Genomic DNA, 19,887 nt, shown 5'->3' on the forward strand with positions numbered 1-19,887 from the left:
CCTCGGCGGGGCCGTGCTCACCCGGAGACTGGATCACGTTCCAGCCATCGCCTCCATCGACCGCCTCGGCGCGTCGGGGCGGACGGGGATGATGAGGGCCAGACCGAGGAGGAGGACGACGATGATGCCGATCGTCCCCGCCCGCTGGAAGCCGAACAGGGAGATCGAGAGGGCGAACATCGCCGGACCGAGGAAGCTCACGGCGCGGCCCGTGGTGGCGTAGAGGCCGAAGTTCTCGCCGGCGCGCTCGGGCGGGGTGATGCGGGCGAGGAACGACCGCGACGAGGCCTGGACGGGGCCGACGCAGAAGCTCAGGATCAGGGCGCAGGCCCAGAACACCCCCGCCTCGGCGGAGAAGATGATCGGGACGCCGCCGGCGATGATCACGATGAGGCCCACGATGATGACCGGTTTCGGCCCGAACCTGTCGTCGAAGAATCCCGCGATCATCGCCCCTGCCCCGGCGGCGACGTTCGCAGCCACGCCGAGGACGATGATCTGGGCGGCGGAGAAGCCGTAGCTGCCGGCGGCGAGGACCCCGGCGAACGCGAAGATCGCGGCGAGTCCGTCGCGGAAGATCGCCGAGGCGATGAAGAACCTCAGCGTCTGATGCTCGGTCCGCCACATGCGCACGAGGCGGCGGACGAGGGCGGCATAGTCGGCGATGAACGCCCGGATCGGATGCCCCGCCGAGGTGCCCTTGACCTTCGCACCGGGCGCGGTGATGAGGACGGGGATCGCGAAGATCGCGAACCACGCCGCGGAGAGGGCGGCGACGATGCGGAAGCGCAGGCCGCCCTCGTCGGTGGCGCCGAACAGTCCGACCTCGGGCTGGATGACGAGGACGAGGAGGAGGACGAGGAGGACGAGACCGCCCGCATACCCCATCCCCCAGCCGAAGCCGGAGACCTTCCCGACGTTGTCCGCTGTGGAGATGCGGACCATGATGCCGTTGTAGGCCACCTCGGCGAATTCGAAGAACACGCTGCCCACGGCGATGAGGAGCAGACCCAGCCACAGGTAGGCGGGGGAGTCGCGGACGAAGAAGAGGCCGAACATCGTCGCCACCACGATGCCGGTGTGGACGCCGAGCCACAGTTTGTGCCGTCCCCCGGCGTCGGCGCGGGTGCCCACGGCCGGGGCGACGAGGGCGATGACGAGGCCGGCGGCGGCCATCGACCAGCCGAGAGCCGCCGACCCGGACTCCTCGGAGCTTGCGACGGCCTTCGTCAGATACGGGGTGAAGACGAAGGTGATGATGACGGCATTGAACGACGCCGAACCCCAGTCCCACAGCGCCCAGCTGAAGACGCCGGTGCGCGAGCTGACCTGGGATCTCGGATGTGCGTGCATGTCGTCACTGTACTGAACGTGCAGGTCCGATCATGTCAGTGCGATGAGAATTCGGTTGATGTTTCTTCAGTATTACGGCAAGGTGGTAAGTCGTTTAGAGGCACCCGATATGAAGGACTCCATGACTGATTCCCACGTGGACAAGACAGATCCGGCGGGAAATCCGCCGGGTGACGAGGAGACCGCGACCGACTCTGGGTCCGGCCAGGACGCCGCGGCCGGCAGCGATTCGGAGCTCACCCCCGAGGAGCAGAACCACTACCTCTTCGGCGCCCCCGACCCGGTCAGGCTCCACCTGCCCGAGAAGCTCCACATCGGTGAGGGCGACTCCGACGAGGCGATCACGGAGAAGCTGCGCCGGCAGGGCGTGAGGATCGGGCGGGGCATGATCGCCCCGCGTGTGTTCTGGCCCGCGCTCATCGTCATCGTCGCCGTCGCCGTGCTCTCGATCGTCTTCCCGACCGGGGCCGGGGAGACCATCCTCGGCATCCAGTCCTGGATCGTCGCCGACCTCGGCTGGTACTACATGCTCGTCGTCGGTGCGTTCGTCGCGTTCGCGATCGTCGTCGGCGTCTCGAAGTACGGCCGGATCAAACTCGGCAAGGACGACGACGAACCCGAGTTCGGCATCCTCTCCTGGTTCGCGATGCTCTTCGCCGCCGGCATGGGCATCGGACTCGTCTTCTACGGCGTCGCCGAACCCCTCACCTTCGCCACCACCGGCGGCAAGCCGGGCTGGCCCGGCGGTGAGATCGAGAACGCACAGCTGGGCATGGCCCAGACCTTCGTCCACTGGGGTCTGCACCCGTGGGCGCTCTACGCGGTGCTCGGCATGGCGCTGGCGTACGCGATCCACCGTCGCGGACGTCCGCTCTCGATCCGCTGGGCCCTCGAACCGCTGCTCGGCCGCTACGTCAAGGGCTGGGCCGGTGACCTCATCGACGTCGTCGCGATCTTCGGCACGGTCTTCGGCATCGCCACCTCGCTCGGCCTCGGCGTGCAGCAGATCTCCGCAGGATTGGCCCACATCGGTCTGGTCGGGGAATACGACAACCTCTTCCTCGTCATCCTCATCGTCATCATCACCCTGCTCGCCACGTTCTCCGTGGTCTCGGGTGTGGGCGCGGGCATCAAGTGGCTCTCGAACATCAACCTCTCGCTGGCGGGCCTTCTGCTCGTCACGGTGCTCGTGCTCGGACCCACACTCTTCCTCTTCCAGAACTTCGTCGAATCGCTCGGCGTCTACCTCGCGAACGTGCTCGGCATGACCTTCGACATCGGTGCCTACACCGGCGAGGAGGGTGCGAAGTGGAACGCCTCGTGGACCCTGTTCTACTGGGGCTGGTGGATCTCGTGGGCGCCGTTCGTCGGTGTCTTCATCGCCCGCATCTCGCGTGGCCGCACGGTCCGCGAGTTCATCGCCGGCGTCCTCCTCGTCCCTTCGCTCGTCGGGTTCTTCTGGTTCTCCGTCATGGGCGGCGCGGGCATCTACCGGCAGCTCTTCGGCGCGGGAGACCTCGTCGATCCCGAGGAGGGCGTCGTCGCCGAGCGGGTGCTCTTCGACGTCCTCGGCGGACTGCCCCTGGGCTCGGTGCTCTCGGTCATCGCGATCATCCTCGTGGCGATCTTCTTCATCACGTCCTCGGACTCGGGCTCGCTCGTCGTCGACATGCTCGCCTCGGGCGGACACCCGAACCCGCCGATCTGGTCGCGTGTGCTCTGGGCGCTGCTCGAAGGTGCACTGGCGATCGCCCTGCTCACCGCGGGCGGGCTCACGGCGCTGCAGGCGGGATCGCTCATCACGGCACTGCCCTTCAGCATCGTGCTTATCCTCGTGTGCGTCTCGACGCTCAAGGCCTTCGGGAAGGAGGCCAAGCGCACCGCGGCGATCGAGCGTGCGGCGGCCTACCGGGCCGTGGGCGAGCACCTCGCCGACGACTTCGACCAGTACCTGGGCGACATCGTCGACGAGCGCATCGACTACCAGATCACGCGCAGCCGCGGCCTACTCGAGCGCCAGCGCGACAAGGCCGGACGCCGGGACGACACTGATCGCGACGGGCGCGCGGGGCGTGACGGCGGTTCGCGTCGGGACGGTGGTGACGGCGAAACTCGTCGCGAGGGTCGCGACGGCGGTTCGCGCCGCGAGGGCAAAGAAGGCAAGGGGCTGCGGGACACCGCCCGGAAGCTCAACCTTCGCAAGGACAAGTAGCGCAAGCGGTCCGGGCGCTCGGGTTTGGGCCTGGGAGCGGCCGAGCTCTGGCCTCGGACCGGGCGCTCGGTCCCGAGTCGCCAGCGGCCCGGACACCTGTGGACGACGGCCACGTGGAGAACTCCACGTGGCCGTCGTCGTGCGTCTGCGCCCCGTTGCAGGCCGATCTGCGGACACTCACCGGTGATCTCGGCGCGATTGTCGCCCCCAAGGTTCCGCAGACTGGCAAGTCGCGGGGGAGCGGCGTGGTTCCAGGCACGGCAACGAACGAACCTGGAGACCGCCTCGGCGGCGGCCCCACCCCCACCTCGGCGAGGGGAGAACTCTCGGTTTGCGCCAGTTGAGTCCGAATGCGCCTAGCGTATTCGGACTCAGGTGGCGCATTCTCGGACGTCCGTGGACCGAGCTGGAACGACGTGCACCGCCCGGGAAGGAAACCGCGGCGGGGACCGGGCGGGAACGCCGCTCGGAGACTGAGCGGGACCGACGCGCGTCGGTCGGAGCGGGAACGACGCGCGTCGGTCGACGGGAACGTCGGGCGTGGACCACGTGGGAATTCGGTGCGGGCCCTTCGGGCGCGGGCAGGTGACCGAGTAGGCTGGGACCACCTGACCGCGACCGCATCGACCAAGGAGCCCATATGCCCATTGCCAGCCCCGAAGTGTATGCCGAGATGATCGACCGGGCGAAGTCGCAGGGCTTCGCCTACCCGGCGATCAACTGCACGTCCTCGCAGACGATCAACGCCGCGATCCGCGGTTTCGCCGAGGCGGGCTCGGACGGGATCGTCCAGCTCTCGACGGGCGGCGCCGAGTACATCTCCGGTCCGACCATCAAGGACCGTGTGCGCGGCGCGATCGCGTTCTCCGCGTTCGCCACCGAGGTGGCCAAGAGCTACGACGTCAACATCGCCCTCCACACCGACCACGCCCCCAAGGACGCCGTCGAAGCGTGGGTCAAGCCGCTGCTCGCCGCCTCGACCGAACGCGTCAATGCAGGCGGAGCGCCGTACTTCCAGTCGCACATGTGGGACGGCTCGGCCGTGCCTCTCGACGAGAACCTCGTCCTCGCCGAGGAGCTGCTCGAGCTCGCCGCGGCAGCGCATGCGATCCTTGAGATCGAGGTCGGCGTCGTCGGCGGCGAAGAGGACGGCGTCGAGAACGAGATCAACGAACAGCTCTACACGACCGTCGAGGACGGGCTCGCCACGGTGCGCGCACTCGGCACCGGGGAGAAGGGCCGCTACCTCACGGCGCTGACCTTCGGCAACGTCCACGGCGTCTACAAGCCGGGCAACGTCAAGCTCCGTCCCGAGCTGCTCGGCGAGATCCAGGCCGCCGTCGGCAAGGAGGTCGGCAAGGACAAGCCCTTCGACCTCGTCTTCCACGGCGGTTCCGGATCGAGTGCCGAGGAGATCGCCGAGGCGGTCCGCCACGGAGTCGTGAAGATGAACGTCGACACCGACACCCAGTACGCCTTCACGCGTCCCGTCGCCGACCACATGTTCCGCCACTACGACGGCGTGCTCAAGGTCGACGGCGAGGTGGGCAACAAGAAGGAGTACGATCCGCGTGCGTACGGCAAGGCCGCCGAGGCGGGCATGGCCGCACGCGTCGTCGAGGCCTGCGAGAACCTCGGCTCTGCAGGCACGAGCGTGAAGTGATCTCCGGGCACTGAGCCTCGACGGGCCCCGCACTGCAGGTCAGCAGTGCGGGGCCCGTCGACGTTCGGACGGTCTAACGCGAGTGGTCGCGGCGATGCGCCCGTGGGAGGTCGGCGGCTGCCGAGTCGAGGACGCTCAGTGTCGATCACTGAGCTCAGAATCGACACTGCGCGTCCTGAAAACGCCTGCCCGAACATGGTTGTCGGCGCCCGGGCTCATGGGGTGGAGAAGGTGCCCCGGTTCACGGGGTGGAGAAGGTGCCCCGGTTCACGGGGTGGAGAATCCCGCGTCCGTGAGCAGCTTCACGGCCGCGTCGGACCGGAGGAACGTGACGAAGGCGTCAGCCTGCTCCTGGTTCTCGCTTGCCTTGACGGTCGCGGCCGGGTACTGGTTGACGACCTTGTCGGCCCCGTCGAGGTCGACCTGTTCGACCGAGCCGTCGGCGCGGGCGACATCGGTGACGTAGACGATCCCCGCATCCGCCTGGCCCGCGCTCACCTTCCCGAGCACGTCGGTGACCGAGTTCTCCTCGCTCGCCGGGTCGAGGGTGACGTCGTTCTGCTTCGCCCACTTCTCGGTGGCTGCGCCGCACGGCACCTGCGGGGCGCAGACGACGAGGTCGTTGCCCGCGAAGTCCTTCGAGGTCCTGATCTTCTTCGGGTTGCCCGGGGCCACTGCGAGGGTGAGGGTGTTCGACGCGAAGATCTCCGGGTCGCCTGCGAGGAGACCGTCGCCGGCAAGCCCGTCCATCGTCTTCTCATCGGCGGTGGCGATGACGTCGGCGGGGGCGCCCTCGGTGATCTGCGAGACGAGGTCCGAGGAACCGGCGAAGGAGAACGTCACGTCGGTGTTCGGTTCGGTCTTCTTGAACTCGGTCGCGATCTCGTCGAACACCTCGGTGAGAGAGGCGGCGGCGAAGACGGTGAGCGTGGTCTTCTCGTTCGAGTCGGCGGAATCGCCGGACGACGCTGAGCCTGTCGAGCAGGCGCTGAGGGTGAGCAGTGCGACGGTGCACAGGGCGACGATGCATTTCTTCATGGACCCAAGGTATCCGCAGATGCGGAGAAAAGACACATTTCAGCCATCATCTGAGACATAAATGGAAAGATTCTTCCATTGGGAGGACGTGGCGGAGCGGTCAGGCCGCTCCTGCCTGGTTGACTCCCGGTGGCTGAACACCGCAGCCCGGCATCGGCGCAATGCCGAGTGACTACTGGACCCTGAGTGTCGATTCTTCGCTCGCAGATCGACACTCAGGGTCCAGAAGTCGCAGTTCAGCGTCGGCGCAGCGCTGCGGACACGCCGCCGACGATGCCCCCGAGCGCAGGCGCCGCGACGATCACGGCGAGGAGATAGAGAAGGAAGCTGTCGGCCTGGAAGTAGGTCGCAAAACCGCGAGAGCTTCCCGGATATCCGATCGCCCACTGGGCTTTGATGACGTAATAGACAGTGACCGCAGACCCTCCCGCGATCAGGGTGTTGCCGATCCTGCCCCAGGTGGGGGCCGGAATGAGCGCGGCGGCGACGAGCATGAGCGCCCACGACCACCACGCGTCGGTGACCGCGAGCCAACTGCTGTCGGCCGCCTGCAGCGAGCGGATCGAGATCATGCTCCAACACAGGCCGAGCCCCAGAGCCAGGCTCGCACCAAGCGTGAGCGTGATCATCGATGAGTGATGGAGCCGCGAGGCGGGATTCCGGCGAACTGCGGTGATATGTGCTGTCGTGTCCATGCCCTCCATCACCTCACGCGGCATGTTGCCTCAGCGTCAACGAAAATCCATACGCCCAGACAACATGCCGTCGGTGACGCTGAGTGTGGTGAACATTCCAAAGATGAGAATCACCGTCACCGCCGTTCGAGCTGCAGGTGGGCGGAGGGCAGCGACGCCGAGGCGGTCGTGATGGAGGCGGGCGGAGGGCATCGACGCCAAGGCGGTCCTGACCCCGGGGTGGTGGTGCCCTCGCAGGTGAGTCGTGCCCTCGCGGGTGAATGGCACGAGGTCCGGGACGCCATTGTCCCGGACCTCGTCGTTCGTGCTGCTGCCCGGCCACAGCCGTGCAACCCTAGCCGTGCAACCTCAGCCGTGCAGCCCTAGCCACGCAGCCGCAGCGGTGCAGCATCAGCCCTGCGGCACGTGCTCGCCGGCCTTCATCTTCGCCCAGCGCTCCTCCCAGAACGTGGCGTTCTTGATGCCGAGCGCCTGCGGATCGAACTCGGGGTCGAGCCCGAGCTTCTGCTGGCGTTCGAAGTCCCGCAGCAGCTTGAAGGCCGGCTGCTGGAGGATGAGGATGCCGACGATGTTCAGCCACGCCATGGCACCGACGCCGATGTCGCCGAGCGCCCACGCATCGCTGGGGTTGTCGTTCATCACGCCGATGGCCACGGCGATGAGGATGAGCACCTGGAGAGCCCGCGTGCCGATGGTCAGGTACATGGGGTTCTTCAGCTTGCCGAGCAGGTAGACGAGGTTCGTCTCCGCCATGTAGTAGTAGGCGACGATCGTCGTCAGCGCGAAGAGGAAGATCGACACGGCGATGAAGCTGCCGCCGATGCCCGGGATCATCGAGTCGAGACCCGACTGCGGCCATCCCTCACCGGGAGTCGTCTCGAGCGCCTCGGCGAGCTGTCCGCGACCGGAGCCGATGATCTCACCCTCGGGGCTGAGCACCCGGTACATGCCGGTGGAGAGGATCATGAAGGCCGTGGCCGAGCACACGAAGAGGGTGTCGATGTAGACCGAGCCGGCCTGGACGAGGCCCTGCTTGGTCGGGTGGGACACCTCGGCGGCGGCAGCGGCATGGGGACCGGTGCCCTGACCGGCCTCGTTGGAGTAGATGCCGCGCTGGACGCCCCACTGGACGGCGAGGCCGATGATGCCGCCGAAGGCAGCCTCCGAGCTGGTGTCGACACCGAACGCGGACTTGAAGATCAGCTCGATGACGGGCACGATCTGGTCGGCGTTGATGAAGGTGACCGCGATCGCCGCGAGGATGTAGATGATCGCCATGAACGGCACGGCGAGCGAGGCGAAGTGGGCGATGCGCTTGACGCCGCCGATGACGATGAAGGCCATGATGACGACGAGAGCGAGTGCCGTGACCCAGGTGGGCAGGTTCCAGGCGTTCGTCACCGCACCGCCGATGGCGCGCGACTGGACGCCGGGCAGGAGGAACGACATCGCGAGCACCGTGACGGCGGCGAAGATGAAGCCGTAGACCTTGAAGAACTTGCCGAAGCGGGTGAGCTGGTAGGCCTTCTCGAGGTAGAAGGCCGGCCCGCCGCGGTACTCACCGGTCTTGGGGTCCTTCTCCTTGTACGTCTGACCCAGGGTCGACTCGACGTAGGAGGTCGAGGCGCCGAGGAGGGCCGAGATCCACATCCACACGACGGCACCGGGGCCGCCGAAGCCGATCGCGGTGGCCACGCCGGCGATGTTGCCGACGCCGACGCGTCCGGCCAGGGACATCGAGAGCGCCTGGAACGAGGACACGCCGTCCTCGGAGCTCTTGCCGCGGAACATCTGGGTGAAGATCGACTTGATCTTGCGGATCTGGACGGCACGCGACCGGATCGTGAAGTAGACGCCTGCGCCGAGGCAGAGGTAGACAAGCCAAGAGGACCAGATGATCCCGTTGAGCCATTCGATGACTGCGGACACGTTGTTCCAATCGTTCGTTTGTGCGTGGATTCCCGGCTGCGCGACGACCCGCGAATCCGACTGTTCGGACACCGGTCGTGAGGCACCCACTCCAAGAGAAGGTTGTGGCTTGCCTGTGAGCCACCTCATAAGTGAAGCCGATTGTGAGCTGGGACGCAAATTCGCCGGTGAGGCCCGCCGATTCGCGGAAGTCGAGGTTGCGAAACGGTTTCAGAATCAACCATTCACTGTGGTCTGGTTCACTATCTGGGACGGAATCCGTATGATGTGATCCGGATCTCTCCGAGCAAAGACGACACGGAGAGCACTTGTGAAAGAACAGGAACACGATGAAACGTCGAACTGGCATCAAGGCCGCTGCCATCGCTGCGGCCGGCGCTCTGCTTCTCTCGGCATGCTCGACCTCGACCACCGGCGGTGGAGGCGGCGGCGAGGACGGGGGCATGCTCACGGTGGGAACCACCGACAAGGTGACGAAGCTCGACCCGGCGGGCGCCTACGACAACGGAACCTCGTTCGTCGAACAGCAGGTCTACCCGTTCATCCTCGCCTACAAGCCCGGCACCGCCGAGCTCAACCCGTCGATCGCGGAGTCCGCGGACTTCACGGAGCCGAAGAAGTACGAGGTCAAGCTCAAGGACGGCCTCAAATACGCCAACGGCAACGAACTGACCTCCTCGGATGTGAAGTTCTCCTTCGACCGCCAGATCAAGATCCAGGATCCCAACGGACCGTCGTCCCTCCTCGGCGGGCTCGAATCGGTCGAGACCCCCGACGACCAGACGGTCGTCTTCAACCTCAAGCGGGAGAACGACCAGACCTGGCCGGGCGTGCTCGCCTCGGCGGCGGGACCGATCGTCGATGAGGACGTCTTCTCCCCGGACAAGCTCACCCCGGACCAGGAGATCGTCGACGGCAAGGCGTTCGCCGGTCCGTACACGATCGACGGCTTCAAGTTCAACGAGCTGCTCACGTACAAGGCCTACCCGGACTACCAGGGCTACCTGGAGCCTGCGAAGACCGACACGGTGCAGATGAAGTACTACTCGGACGCGAACAACATGAAGCTCGACGTCGAAAAGGGCACGATCGACGTGGCCTGGCGTTCGCTGTCCGCCACCGACATCGAGGACCTCGGCAAGAACAAGGACCTCACCGTCCACAAGGGCCCCGGCGGCGAGATCCGCTACATCGTCTACAACATGGACACGATGCCCTTCGGTGCGAAGACCGACACCCCGGACGAGAAGAAGGCGCTGGCCGTGCGTCAGGCGATGGCCGATTCGGTCGACCGCCAGGCGATCGCGAAGCAGGTCTACAAGGACACGTACACCCCGCTGTACTCCTTCGTCCCCGACGGACTGCCCGGCGCGAACGAATCGCTGAAGTCCGCCTACGGCGACGGTCAGGGCGGTGCGGACGTCGAGAAGGCGAAGAAGGCGCTCGAGGATGCCGGCGTGCAGACCCCGGTCGACCTCAACCTCCAGTACAACCCCGATCACTACGGCCCCTCCTCCGGCGAGGAGTACGCGCTGATCAAGGACCAGCTGGACAAGACCGGACTGTTCAAGGTCAACCTCCAGTCGACCGAATGGGTGCAGTACTCGAAGGACCGCACCGCCGACGTCTACCCGATGTACCAGCTCGGCTGGTTCCCCGACTACTCGGACGCCGACAACTACCTCGTGCCGTTCTTCTACGACACGGATGAGACCCCGAGTTTCCTCGGCAACCACTTCCGTGACGACAAGATCAACAAGGAGCTGACCGACCAGGCGTCGATTGCCGACAAGGGCGAACGCGCGAAGGCGATCGAGACCCTGCAGAACCAGCTGGCCGAGGAACTGCCGACGCTGCCGCTGCTCCAGGGCAACCAGATCGCGGTCGCCGGCAAGGACGTCAAGGGTGTCTCGGAGACCCTCGACCCCGCGTTCCAGTTCCGTCTGGCGCTGCTGAGCAAGTGAGCGCACACAGGCTTGAGCCCCCGACCGGCGCACCGGTCGAGGCCCGGCCGAGGCGATCAGCCAGCTGACCGCCGACACGAGGTGCAGGTGAGCGATCACCTGCACCTCGTGGTGCGTGCGCACCCCGCAGTCGGGACGCCCACCGAGCCCGGTGAGCCGTCCCGGACGCTGCCGTGCGGGCGCGAACCCCAGAGACGACACCTGAAGGAACCATGTCTGCAGCCATCAGCCAACCCGAGGCGGCCGAACCGACCGCCGCGGTGAAGAAGTCCTCGGGAGGCGGTCTGGGACGCTACGTCCTCATCCGCTTCCTCCTCATCATTCCGACCATCTTCATTCTCACCACCCTGGTGTTCTTCCTCATGAGGATCACCGGCGACCCGATCACCGCCGCCCTCGGCGGCCGGCTCACCCAGGCCCAGCTCGCCGAACGCGTCCACGCCGCCGGCTACGACCGGCCCATCCTCGTCCAGTACTTCGAGTACATGGGCAATCTGCTCCGCGGTGACTTCGGCACCACGGTCTCCGACGGCCGGCCCGTCACCGAGGTGATCCTCAACTACGGTGCGGCCACCGTCGAACTCGTCTTCTACGCCCTCATCGTCGCCTTCGTCATCGGCATCCCGCTGGGCATGCTCGCCGCCTACAAGCGCGACAAGGCCCCCGATGCGGCGCTGCGCATCCTCGCGATCCTCGGCTATGCGACGCCCGTGTTCTTCGCCGGCATGATCCTCAAACTCATCTTCGGCGTCTACTTCCCGATCCTCCCGGTGGCCGGCCGCGGCACGACGGAGACGGAGTACATCATGTCCGGCGTCGTCAACCCGACCCGGCTCTACATCGTCGACGCGATCCGCATCGGCAACATCGAGGTCCTCGGCGACGTCCTCGCCCACGCGGTGCTCCCGGCGATCGCGCTCGGCATCCTCACCGCCGGCGTCTTCCTCCGCCTCGTGCGCACGAACCTCATCGGCACGCTCGGCCAGCAGTACATCGACTCCGGCCGGTCACGCGGGATCTCCGAGTTCCGTCTCGTGACCAAGCACGCCTACTGGCCGGCGCTCATCCCGATCATCACGGTCATGGGCATGCAGATCGCCCTCATGCTCGCCGGTGCGGTGCTCACGGAGACGACGTTCGAGTGGAAGGGCATCGGCTTCAAACTCGCTGAGTACCTCACCGCCCGCGACTTCGTCGCCGTCCAGGGCATCGTCGTCTTCCTCGCCGTCATCGTGGCGTTCACGAACTTCTTGGTCGACGTCATCGCCGCCTTCATCGACCCCCGAGTGAGGTACTGATGTCCGAGAACACTGAGACTCCCACCCAGGACTTCGCCGAGGCGGCCCCCGGTTCCGGTGTGCCCGCCGTGGTGCTCGACGAGAAGGCGAAGAAGTCGTGGTTCTCGCGGCTGCCCATCGTCTCCCACCTGCGCCAGTCCGTCGGCCTGCAGCGCGGCATGCTCGTCACCGGGCTCGTGCTCTGCGGGATCGTGCTCATCTGCGCGATCTTCGCTCCGCTCATCGCCCCCTACGGCTTCAACCAGCTCGGCACCTCGGATGGGAACTTCGGAGCCACCCAGCCCCCGAGCGCCGAACACATCTGGGGCACCACGGTCGGCGGATACGATGTCTTCTCCCGTGTCGTGTGGGGTGCGCAGACCGCGATCGCCGTCATCGTCGTCGCCGTCGTCGCCTCCCTCTTCGCCGGGGTCATCCTCGGCCTCATCTCCGGCTACCTCGGCGGCTGGCTCGACCGGATCCTCGTCGTCATCGCCGACGCCGTCTACGCATTCCCGACCCTGCTGCTCGCGATCGTCATGGCGATCGCGATCTCCGGAGGACGGTCGAGCGCGTGGGGCGGCATCGCGGCGGCGGCGTTCTCGATCACGGTCGTCTTCATCCCGCAGTACTTCCGCGTCGTGCGCGCGGAGACGCTGCGGCTCAAGGCCGAACCGTTCGTCGAATCGGCGATCGTCCTCGGCGCCTCGAAGACCCGGATCATCGGCAAGCACATCTTCCGCAATGCCACGCGCACCCTGCCGCTGATCTTCACCCTCAACTCCTCCGAGGCGATCCTCACCCTCGCCGGACTCGGGTTCCTGGGCTTCGGCATCGAACCCACCTCGGCGGCGGAATGGGGCTACGACCTCAACAAGGCACTGCCGGACGTGACCAGCGGCGTGTGGTGGACCTCGGTGTTCCCGGGGCTCGCGATCGTCCTCACCGTCCTCGGCATCACGCTGGTCGGGGAGTCGATGAACGACCTCAACGACCCGCGTCTGCGCGTGCGCAGGAAGGCGAAGACGAAGGCCGGCGCCGCGGGCGCCAGGGACAGGAAGGCTGCGGCATGAGCGCATGGACGAATCCACAGGCTGAAGATATGAACGCCGAGGTGGGGCCCGCGGAGACCGGGTCCGCTGGGGCCGGGTCCGTGGAGGCCGGGCCTGCTGGGGCGGGCGACGACCGGGCCGGGCGCGATTCCACGGGGTCGGGCCCGATCCTCGAGGTCGACAACCTCGACGTGACGTTCTCCACCGACGCCGGTGAGGTGCACGCCGTCAAGGAGGTCAGCCTGTCCGTGCGGCCGGGCGAAGTGCTCGCGATCGTCGGCGAATCCGGCTCGGGCAAGACTGTGACCGCGCGCAGCATCCTCGGGCTCCTCCCGGGGACCGCGCAGCGCGGCGGGGCCGTCATGCTCTCGGGCAAGAACGTCCTCACCGTCTCCGCCGAGCAGCTGCGGCACATGCGCGGCTCGGACGTGGCGATGGTCTTCCAGGAGCCATCGACCGCGCTCAACCCCGTGTTCACCGTCGGCTGGCAGATCGCCGAGGGACTGCGCGCCCACCATCCGAAGGCGAGCAAGGCCGAGCTCAAGGACAAGGTCGTCGCGGCGATGGAGCAGGTCGGCATCCCCGATGCGAAGAACCGCTTCGACTACTACCCGCACCAGTTCTCCGGCGGGCAGAAGCAGCGTATCGTCATCGCCATGGCGCTCGCCCTCGGGGCGAAGCTCATCGTCGCCGACGAGCCGACCACCGCGCTCGACGTAACCGTGCAGGCCGAGATCCTCGACCTGCTCCGCGACCTGCGGGACCGGACAGGGACGGCGATCGTCCTCATCACCCACAACATGGGCGTCGTCGCCGACCTCGCCGACCGGGTGGCCGTGATGTACCGCGGGGACCTCATCGAGGTCTCACCTGTGGGCACGCTCTTCAGCGATCCCAAGGAGCAGTACACGAAGGACCTGCTCGCGGCCGTGCCGAAACTCGGCTCGACCGTCGCAGGCAGCCGGAAGGCCGCGGCGGAGTCGTCTGCTGCGTCGTCTGCGGCGGGGACTGCCGGGGCAACCGACGAGGCTGGACCTGCCGATGACACGGCCCGGGCGACCGCCTCGGGGAGGGACGCGGACGAGGCGGCGCTGGATGCGGACCGGGGCACCGCCTCGGCGAGGGAAGCTGTCGTCGTCGCGGACGGTCTCGACATCGTCTACCCGGGCGGGCTCGGACGGCCGGACTTCCACGCGGTGAAGTCGGTGAGCTTCGAGATCAAGGCGGGCGAGGTCTACGGGCTCGTCGGCGAATCGGGCTCGGGCAAGACGACGATCGGGCGCGCCATCGCGGGCCTGACCAGGGCCAGCGGCGGCAGCCTCTCCGTGCTCGGGCACGAGATGGTCGGGTTCAAGGAGCGGTCGTTCCGGTCGATCCGCAAGCGCATCGGGTTCGTCTTCCAGGATCCGGCGGCGTCATTCAACCCGCACCTGACGATCGGCGAGTGCATCGCGGAGCCCTTCGCGATCCACCGGACGGAGATGAGCGCGCGCGATCGACAGACGCGGGTGCTCGAGCTGCTCGACTCGGTGCAACTGCCGGCCGAGTACGCCGGGCGCTACCCGCACGAGCTCTCGGGCGGGCAGCGGCAGAGGGCGTCACTGGCGCGTGGGCTCGCGCTCGATCCCGAACTGCTCATCGCCGACGAGCCGACCTCGGCGCTCGATGTCTCGGTGCAGGCGAAGGTGCTCGAGCTCTTCGTCGAGCTGCAGAACCGCTTCGACTTCGCGGCGCTGTTCATCAGCCACGACCTCGCCGTCGTCGACATGCTCTCCGATCGCATCGGCGTGCTCTTCCACGGCAGGCTGCTCGAGGAGGGCACGGGCGAGCAGGTGCTCGGGGCGCCGAGCAACGCCTACACGAAGCGGCTCATCGCCTCCCTGCCCGTGCCCGACCCGGTCGAGCAGGCGAAGCGACGCGAACTGGCTCGCGAACTGCGCGCCGCCGCGGGCTGACCTCCCGCTAACTCGACCCGACGTCGCAAATGGGATGCGGCGCCGGGTCGAGTTTGCGACGTCGGGTGAAGTGAGCGGCTACTTGCCTTCGGCGATGAAGTCGAGCATGCCCGCCTCGTTGACGGGCAGGGCGAGCAGGCGGTCGAGTTCGGCCGTATCGGCGTCGATGCCGACGATGCGCATCGCGTAGAGGGTGAATTCGCGTTCGATTTGGTCGGATTCGAGTTCGCCGCCGGGACGGAACCAGATCGACAGCGAATTGCAGATCGAGAGGATCGCCCGCGTCGCCAGCTGCGCGTGGCCGACTCGGAACGCACCCGAGGCGATGCCGGCCTCGATGATGTCGCCGAGGACCGCGCGGGCCTCGCGCTGCAGCGTCTTGATCCGGGCCGCATTCTCACCGTCGAGGCGTTCGGTGTCGCGCAGCAGCACCGTGGACACGGAGACGTTGGCCATCCGGTACCGCGAGAGGTAGCGCACGGACACGGCGAGCTGGTCGACGGGATCGTCGCCCACCTCGGCGACGACGGCACGGGAATGGTCGATGTACCACGTGTACGCGGTGTGGACGAGCTCGTAGAGCGCTTCCTGCTTCGACGGGAAGTAGTAGTAGAGGGCCGAGAGGCTCAGCCCGGCCGCCTGCGCGATGTCGCGGATCGAGGCGCCGTCGAAGCCCTTCGTCGCGAACGTGTCCCGAGCTGAGCGGAGGATGTTGTTGCGCCCGTTCGTCGCTCTCACGGTGACCTCACTCCACATTCGTCGGGGATCGAACATTCTTTCACTTGCCCCTCGACGATACCGCAGATCGGCGGTGTGGTGAGCGTCACCCCACCGAGGCGGAATGATCAAAGATTCAATCAGGTTGGCACGAATGTGCCATGCGGTGAAGCACCGCGGGCACCCGCACGGCCGACGACGAGGATCGTCGGCACACCGACACCGAACGAAGGACGCATATGCTCAACATCGCGATCATCCCCGGCACCTCCCGCCCCCAGGCCCTCAACCCTCAGATCGTCTCGTGGGTGGACGCGCAGCTGGCCGGGCGTGACGACATCCGCGCCGAGGTGGTCGACTTCGGCGAGTTCGACCTGCCCCTCCTCGACGAGGTCGTTCCCGCCGGCGCGAAGATGTACCAGAACGCCCACACCAAGGCGTGGGGCGCGAAGCTCGACGAGTTCGACGCGTTCATCTTCGTCACCCCCGAGTACAACCACTCGATCTCCGGTTCCCTGAAGAACGCCCTCGACTTCGTCGCCACCGAGTTCAACCACAAGGTCGCCGGCATCGTCAACTACGGTGCCGACAAGGGTGTGCGCGCAGCCGAGCACCTGCGCCACATCCTCGCCAACTACAAGGTCGCCGTCGTCCGCGACCAGGCCTCCTTCAGCATCTTCACCGACGTCACCGACGGCGCCTTCACCCCCACCGAGGTGTCCGCCGCCCCGTTCGCCTCGATGGTCGACGACCTCGTCGCCTGGGGCGGAGCCCTCAAGGGCGTGCGCGAAGGCTCCGAGGCCGTCACCGTCTGAGCCGAAGTTCCGCGCCTGCTGACGTTACGCGCCCGCAGGCGCTGACCGATCCCAGCCCGTCTGCCTCCTCGGCAGGCGGGCTGCGTCGTGTCCGCGGTGCTCGCGCACCCGCTGTGATCTGGGCGACACCCCTGCGATAGAGTCATGCCAGTGAACGATCGCTCAGCGCTGCGCCCACCTCGGCGGCCCTGACCGAGACCCCCGAAGCGAAGGACACCCTTGGAACTCACCGACACCGTCGCCCTCGTCACCGGCGGAGCCTCCGGGCTCGGCCGCGCCACCACCGAACGCCTGCTGGCCGCCGGTGCCCAGGTCGTCATGGTCGACCTCAACGCCGAGGTGGGGGAACAGGTGGCAGCCGAACTCGGCGACCGCGCGCACTTCGTCGCAGCCGACGTCACCGACGAAGCCCAGGTCCAGGCCGCCGTCGACACTGCCACCGGCCTCGGCGCCCTGCGCGTCGTCGTCAACTGCGCGGGCGTCGCGACGCCGGGCAAGCTCGTGTCGAAGAAGGGCCCGCTGCCCCTCGAGGCGTTCACCAAGGTCATGGCGATCAACGTCGTCGGCACCGTCAACGTCTGCCGCCTCGCCGCCGCCGCGATGCAGCAGGAGGAGCCTGTGGGCGAGGAGCGCGGCGTCATCGTCAACACCGCCTCGGTCGCGGCCTTCGACGGTCAGATCGGGCAGATCGCCTACTCGGCGTCGAAGGGCGCGGTGGCCGCCGTGACCCTGCCGATGGCCCGCGAGCTCGCCGCCTCCCTCATCCGCGTCGTCACGATCGCCCCCGGGATCTTCGAGACCCCGATGATGGCCGGCCTGCCCGCCGAGGCGCAGGAATCGCTCGGTAAGTCCGTGCCCCATCCGGCCCGGCTGGGCAAGCCGGCCGAGTACGCGCAGCTCGTCGAGTCGATCGTGGCCAACCCCATGCTCAACGGGGAGACGATCCGCCTCGACGGCGCGATCCGCATGGCCCCGAAGTGAGCTGAGCCGGCCGACAGCACCGAACAGGCCGTCCCGCGCATCGTCGCGGGGCGGCCTGTTCGCGCTTGGGGTCGGTCACTGTGAGTCGTTGACGAGGAGCGCGAGCTGCACGCGGGTGCTCACCTCGAGTTTGTCGAAGATCCGGGCCAGATGGGTCTTCACCGTCGCCGTGGAGACGAACAGCGACCGCGCGACCTGCGCATTCGTCATCCCCTGGGCGACCGCCTCGGCGATCTGACGTTCCCGGGCGGTCAGGACCGCGAGCGGATCACGGTCCTCACGTCCACCGTCTCCCCAGGTCAGGCCGGCCGTCGAACCGGTGGTGCCCGAACGGTCGAGGAGTGAATCGACGACCCCCGGTGAGAGTGTCCTCGTGCCCCCGGCGGCCGCGCGCACGGCGTGGATGAGCTCATCGGGCGGGGTGTCCTTGAGGAGGTAGCCGGCGGCGCCCGCGCTGAGCGCCCGGAGCACGAAGTCGTCGGTGCCGAACGCGGTGAGCACGAGGACCTCCGGGTGCGCTGCCTGCGCCATCAGCGTGCGCGTGGCCTCGAGGCCGTCCATGACGGGCATGCGCAGGTCCATGAGAACGAGGTCGGGGGTGAACTCCCTGGTCAGGGCGATGGCCTCTTCGCCGTTGGCCGCCTCGGCGACGATGTCGATGTCGGGGGCCGCGCCGAGGAGGAGGCGCAGACCCGAGCGCATGAGCGATTCGTCGTCGGCGATGATGATCCGGATCGTCACGGGCGCTCCTCGGTGGGATCGGTAGCTGGGCGGTCGGGGAGCGTGACGCCGTCGGTGGTCTTCGCCTGCACGTCTGCGGCGTCGGTTGATTCTCTAGCGTCGTCGGTCGGGGACTCAGCGGGGTCGGTCGGGGAGCCGGCCGGGTCGGTCGGCAGGCCGGGGGCCGGAATGCGGGCGCGGAGGACGAATTCGCTGCCGCGTTCGACGGTGAGCTGTCCTCCCATCGCCTCCATCCGCTCGCGCAGACCGAGGAGGCCGAGCCCGGATCCGGCGGCCGGCGAGAGCTGCGGCGGCTGTCTTCCGGCCCCGGCCGAGGCGGTCCCGAGCCGGTTGCGGGCGGTGAGAACGAGAGTCTCAGGGCTCTCATCTGCGGAAACGGTGATTTGGACCCGTTGACCCGGTGCGTGCTTGACGGTGTTCGTGATCGCCTCCTGGACGAAGCGATAGACCGTGGTGCGTTCGAGTCCGCCGAGACGCTCGAGTGCCTGGGCCGACAGCGGTGCCCGGTAGGCGAGGTCGACGGTGTCGGTGCGACCGCTGACGAGGCGGTCGAGGTCGGGGTCGACGACCGTGCCCTGGTCGTCGCCGCGCAGCATGGTGAGCACCTCCCGCAGCTCGACTCCCGACCGGCGGGCGCTGGCGGCGATGAGCTTCGCGCTCTCGCGCACCGCATCCGGGTCGAGGTCCTGCCGCACGGACAGGGCGCCGGAGTACATCGCGATGACGCTGAGATGGTGGGAGAGGGAATCGTGCATGTCGCGGGCGATGCTGCGGCGCACCTCGGCGATCGCGCGGTCCTGTCGGGACCGATCGCGCAGCAGCGTCTGCGCGGCAGTGTCGATGAGCCCCTGCTCGCGAGCTCCGCGGATGACGCCGATGACGATGAGGATCGAAATGAAGACGCTGTTGACGATGAAGATGAGCAGGTCGAAGCCGCCGAGACTCATCGGGGTGAGCACATAGCTGGCGGCCAGTGCGAGGGTCGCTGTGGCGAGAACGGCCCCGGAGAGCACCCAGCTCCGCCGAGCGGACAGCGAGATGACGAGGACCGATGCCGCGGCGAGGCCGAGACTGCCGATCATGCCGGCGACGATGCCGACCAGGCCGACCGTGATCGGGATCCAGCCGCCGGTGCGCCTCTGCAGGGTTTCGACTGAACCGTCGCGATCGAGGAACGACTCGCCGCCGCGTCCGCTGTCGTTAAGGTATCCGCGCAGCTTCTCCGCGGCGAGCACCTTGGGGGAGAGAGTCGACCGCGGGACCGTGCGGCCGTCGAGGAAGAGGACGAACGGCAGGCAGACGAGAGCGAGAAGTCCGAAGACGAAGTGGATGGTCATCTCTCCGAACCGGACGGCCTCGTCGCTCGGGGAGGGGTTCGGATCGCCGACGATCACGCCTGCGAGGGTGATGAAGATCAGTGCCCCGATGGCAAAGCAGACCGCGGTCCAGATGACGGCGCGGATGAGGCGGTGGCGGCGGTTGCGGATGGGCACGA

Annotated in this window: 15 protein-coding genes; 8 read left to right on the forward strand and 7 right to left on the reverse strand. The window is 67.4% G+C overall.

Features of this window, described 5'->3' with window-relative positions; genetic code table 11:
* Positions 1–33: 33 nt before the first annotated feature.
* Positions 34–1,353: an MFS transporter gene (locus AAHA49_RS12070; protein ID WP_342038481.1), complete on the reverse strand. Its 1,320-nt coding sequence runs from the start codon at positions 1,351–1,353 to the stop codon at positions 34–36.
* Positions 1,354–1,474: 121 nt separating this feature from the next.
* Here AAHA49_RS12070 and AAHA49_RS12075 point away from each other — a divergent pair, with 121 nt between their 5' ends.
* Both AAHA49_RS12075 and fbaA read left to right on the forward strand, forming a co-directional pair.
* Entirely contained in the window at positions 1,475–3,565 is a 2,091-nt protein-coding gene (locus AAHA49_RS12075) for a BCCT family transporter (protein WP_342038482.1), read from the forward strand.
* A gap of 640 nt (positions 3,566–4,205) precedes the next feature.
* A complete protein-coding gene (gene fbaA / locus AAHA49_RS12080) occupies positions 4,206–5,228 on the forward strand; it encodes a class II fructose-bisphosphate aldolase (RefSeq protein WP_342038483.1) in 1,023 nt (340 codons plus the stop codon).
* A gap of 267 nt (positions 5,229–5,495) precedes the next feature.
* Here the strand turns inward: fbaA and modA are convergent, their stop codons facing one another.
* The 3 genes from modA to AAHA49_RS12095 form a co-directional block, all read right to left on the reverse strand.
* A complete protein-coding gene (gene modA, locus AAHA49_RS12085; RefSeq protein ID WP_342038484.1) occupies positions 5,496–6,266 on the reverse strand; it encodes a molybdate ABC transporter substrate-binding protein in 771 nt (256 codons plus the stop codon).
* A gap of 236 nt (positions 6,267–6,502) precedes the next feature.
* Entirely contained in the window at positions 6,503–6,895 is a 393-nt protein-coding gene (locus AAHA49_RS12090) for a hypothetical protein (RefSeq protein ID WP_342038485.1), read from the reverse strand.
* A gap of 456 nt (positions 6,896–7,351) precedes the next feature.
* Complete coding sequence (locus tag AAHA49_RS12095; RefSeq protein WP_342038486.1) at positions 7,352–8,890, reverse strand: alanine/glycine:cation symporter family protein; 1,539 nt, start codon at positions 8,888–8,890, stop codon at positions 7,352–7,354.
* 329 nt (positions 8,891–9,219) lie between these two features.
* Between AAHA49_RS12095 and AAHA49_RS12100 the strand changes: the two genes are divergently transcribed.
* From AAHA49_RS12100 to AAHA49_RS12115, 4 genes are all read left to right on the forward strand, one after another.
* Positions 9,220–10,854: an ABC transporter substrate-binding protein gene (locus tag AAHA49_RS12100; protein ID WP_342038487.1), complete on the forward strand. Its 1,635-nt coding sequence runs from the start codon at positions 9,220–9,222 to the stop codon at positions 10,852–10,854.
* A gap of 212 nt (positions 10,855–11,066) precedes the next feature.
* Positions 11,067–12,152: an ABC transporter permease gene (locus AAHA49_RS12105; protein WP_342038488.1), complete on the forward strand. Its 1,086-nt coding sequence runs from the start codon at positions 11,067–11,069 to the stop codon at positions 12,150–12,152.
* A complete protein-coding gene (locus tag AAHA49_RS12110; RefSeq protein WP_342038489.1) occupies positions 12,152–13,204 on the forward strand; it encodes an ABC transporter permease in 1,053 nt (350 codons plus the stop codon). The genes AAHA49_RS12105 and AAHA49_RS12110 overlap by 1 nt, the downstream gene beginning before the upstream one ends.
* On the forward strand, positions 13,201–15,138 hold the full coding sequence (locus AAHA49_RS12115; RefSeq protein WP_342038490.1) for a dipeptide ABC transporter ATP-binding protein: 1,938 nt from the start codon (positions 13,201–13,203) through the stop codon (positions 15,136–15,138). The genes AAHA49_RS12110 and AAHA49_RS12115 overlap by 4 nt, the downstream gene beginning before the upstream one ends.
* 78 nt (positions 15,139–15,216) lie before the next feature.
* Here the strand turns inward: AAHA49_RS12115 and AAHA49_RS12120 are convergent, their stop codons facing one another.
* Entirely contained in the window at positions 15,217–15,876 is a 660-nt protein-coding gene (locus AAHA49_RS12120) for a TetR/AcrR family transcriptional regulator (protein ID WP_342038491.1), read from the reverse strand.
* Positions 15,877–16,094: 218 nt separating this feature from the next.
* Between AAHA49_RS12120 and AAHA49_RS12125 the strand changes: the two genes are divergently transcribed.
* Positions 16,095–16,670 (forward strand): NADPH-dependent FMN reductase, encoded by a 576-nt coding sequence (locus AAHA49_RS12125; RefSeq protein ID WP_342038492.1) that lies wholly within the window; start codon positions 16,095–16,097, stop codon positions 16,668–16,670.
* Positions 16,671–16,889: 219 nt separating this feature from the next.
* Positions 16,890–17,651 (forward strand): 3-hydroxyacyl-CoA dehydrogenase, encoded by a 762-nt coding sequence (locus AAHA49_RS12130; protein ID WP_342038493.1) that lies wholly within the window; start codon positions 16,890–16,892, stop codon positions 17,649–17,651.
* A gap of 75 nt (positions 17,652–17,726) precedes the next feature.
* On the opposite strand, the gene AAHA49_RS12135 is transcribed toward AAHA49_RS12130, so the two are convergent.
* On the reverse strand, positions 17,727–18,392 hold the full coding sequence (locus AAHA49_RS12135; RefSeq protein ID WP_342038494.1) for a response regulator: 666 nt from the start codon (positions 18,390–18,392) through the stop codon (positions 17,727–17,729).
* Positions 18,389–19,885 (reverse strand): sensor histidine kinase, encoded by a 1,497-nt coding sequence (locus AAHA49_RS12140; protein WP_342038495.1) that lies wholly within the window; start codon positions 19,883–19,885, stop codon positions 18,389–18,391. The genes AAHA49_RS12135 and AAHA49_RS12140 overlap by 4 nt, the downstream gene beginning before the upstream one ends.
* Between the last annotated feature and the right edge of the window lie 2 nt (positions 19,886–19,887).

Source organism: Brevibacterium ammoniilyticum, from assembly GCF_038429965.1.
GTDB classification, from domain to species: Bacteria; Actinomycetota; Actinomycetes; order Actinomycetales; family Brevibacteriaceae; genus Brevibacterium; species Brevibacterium ammoniilyticum.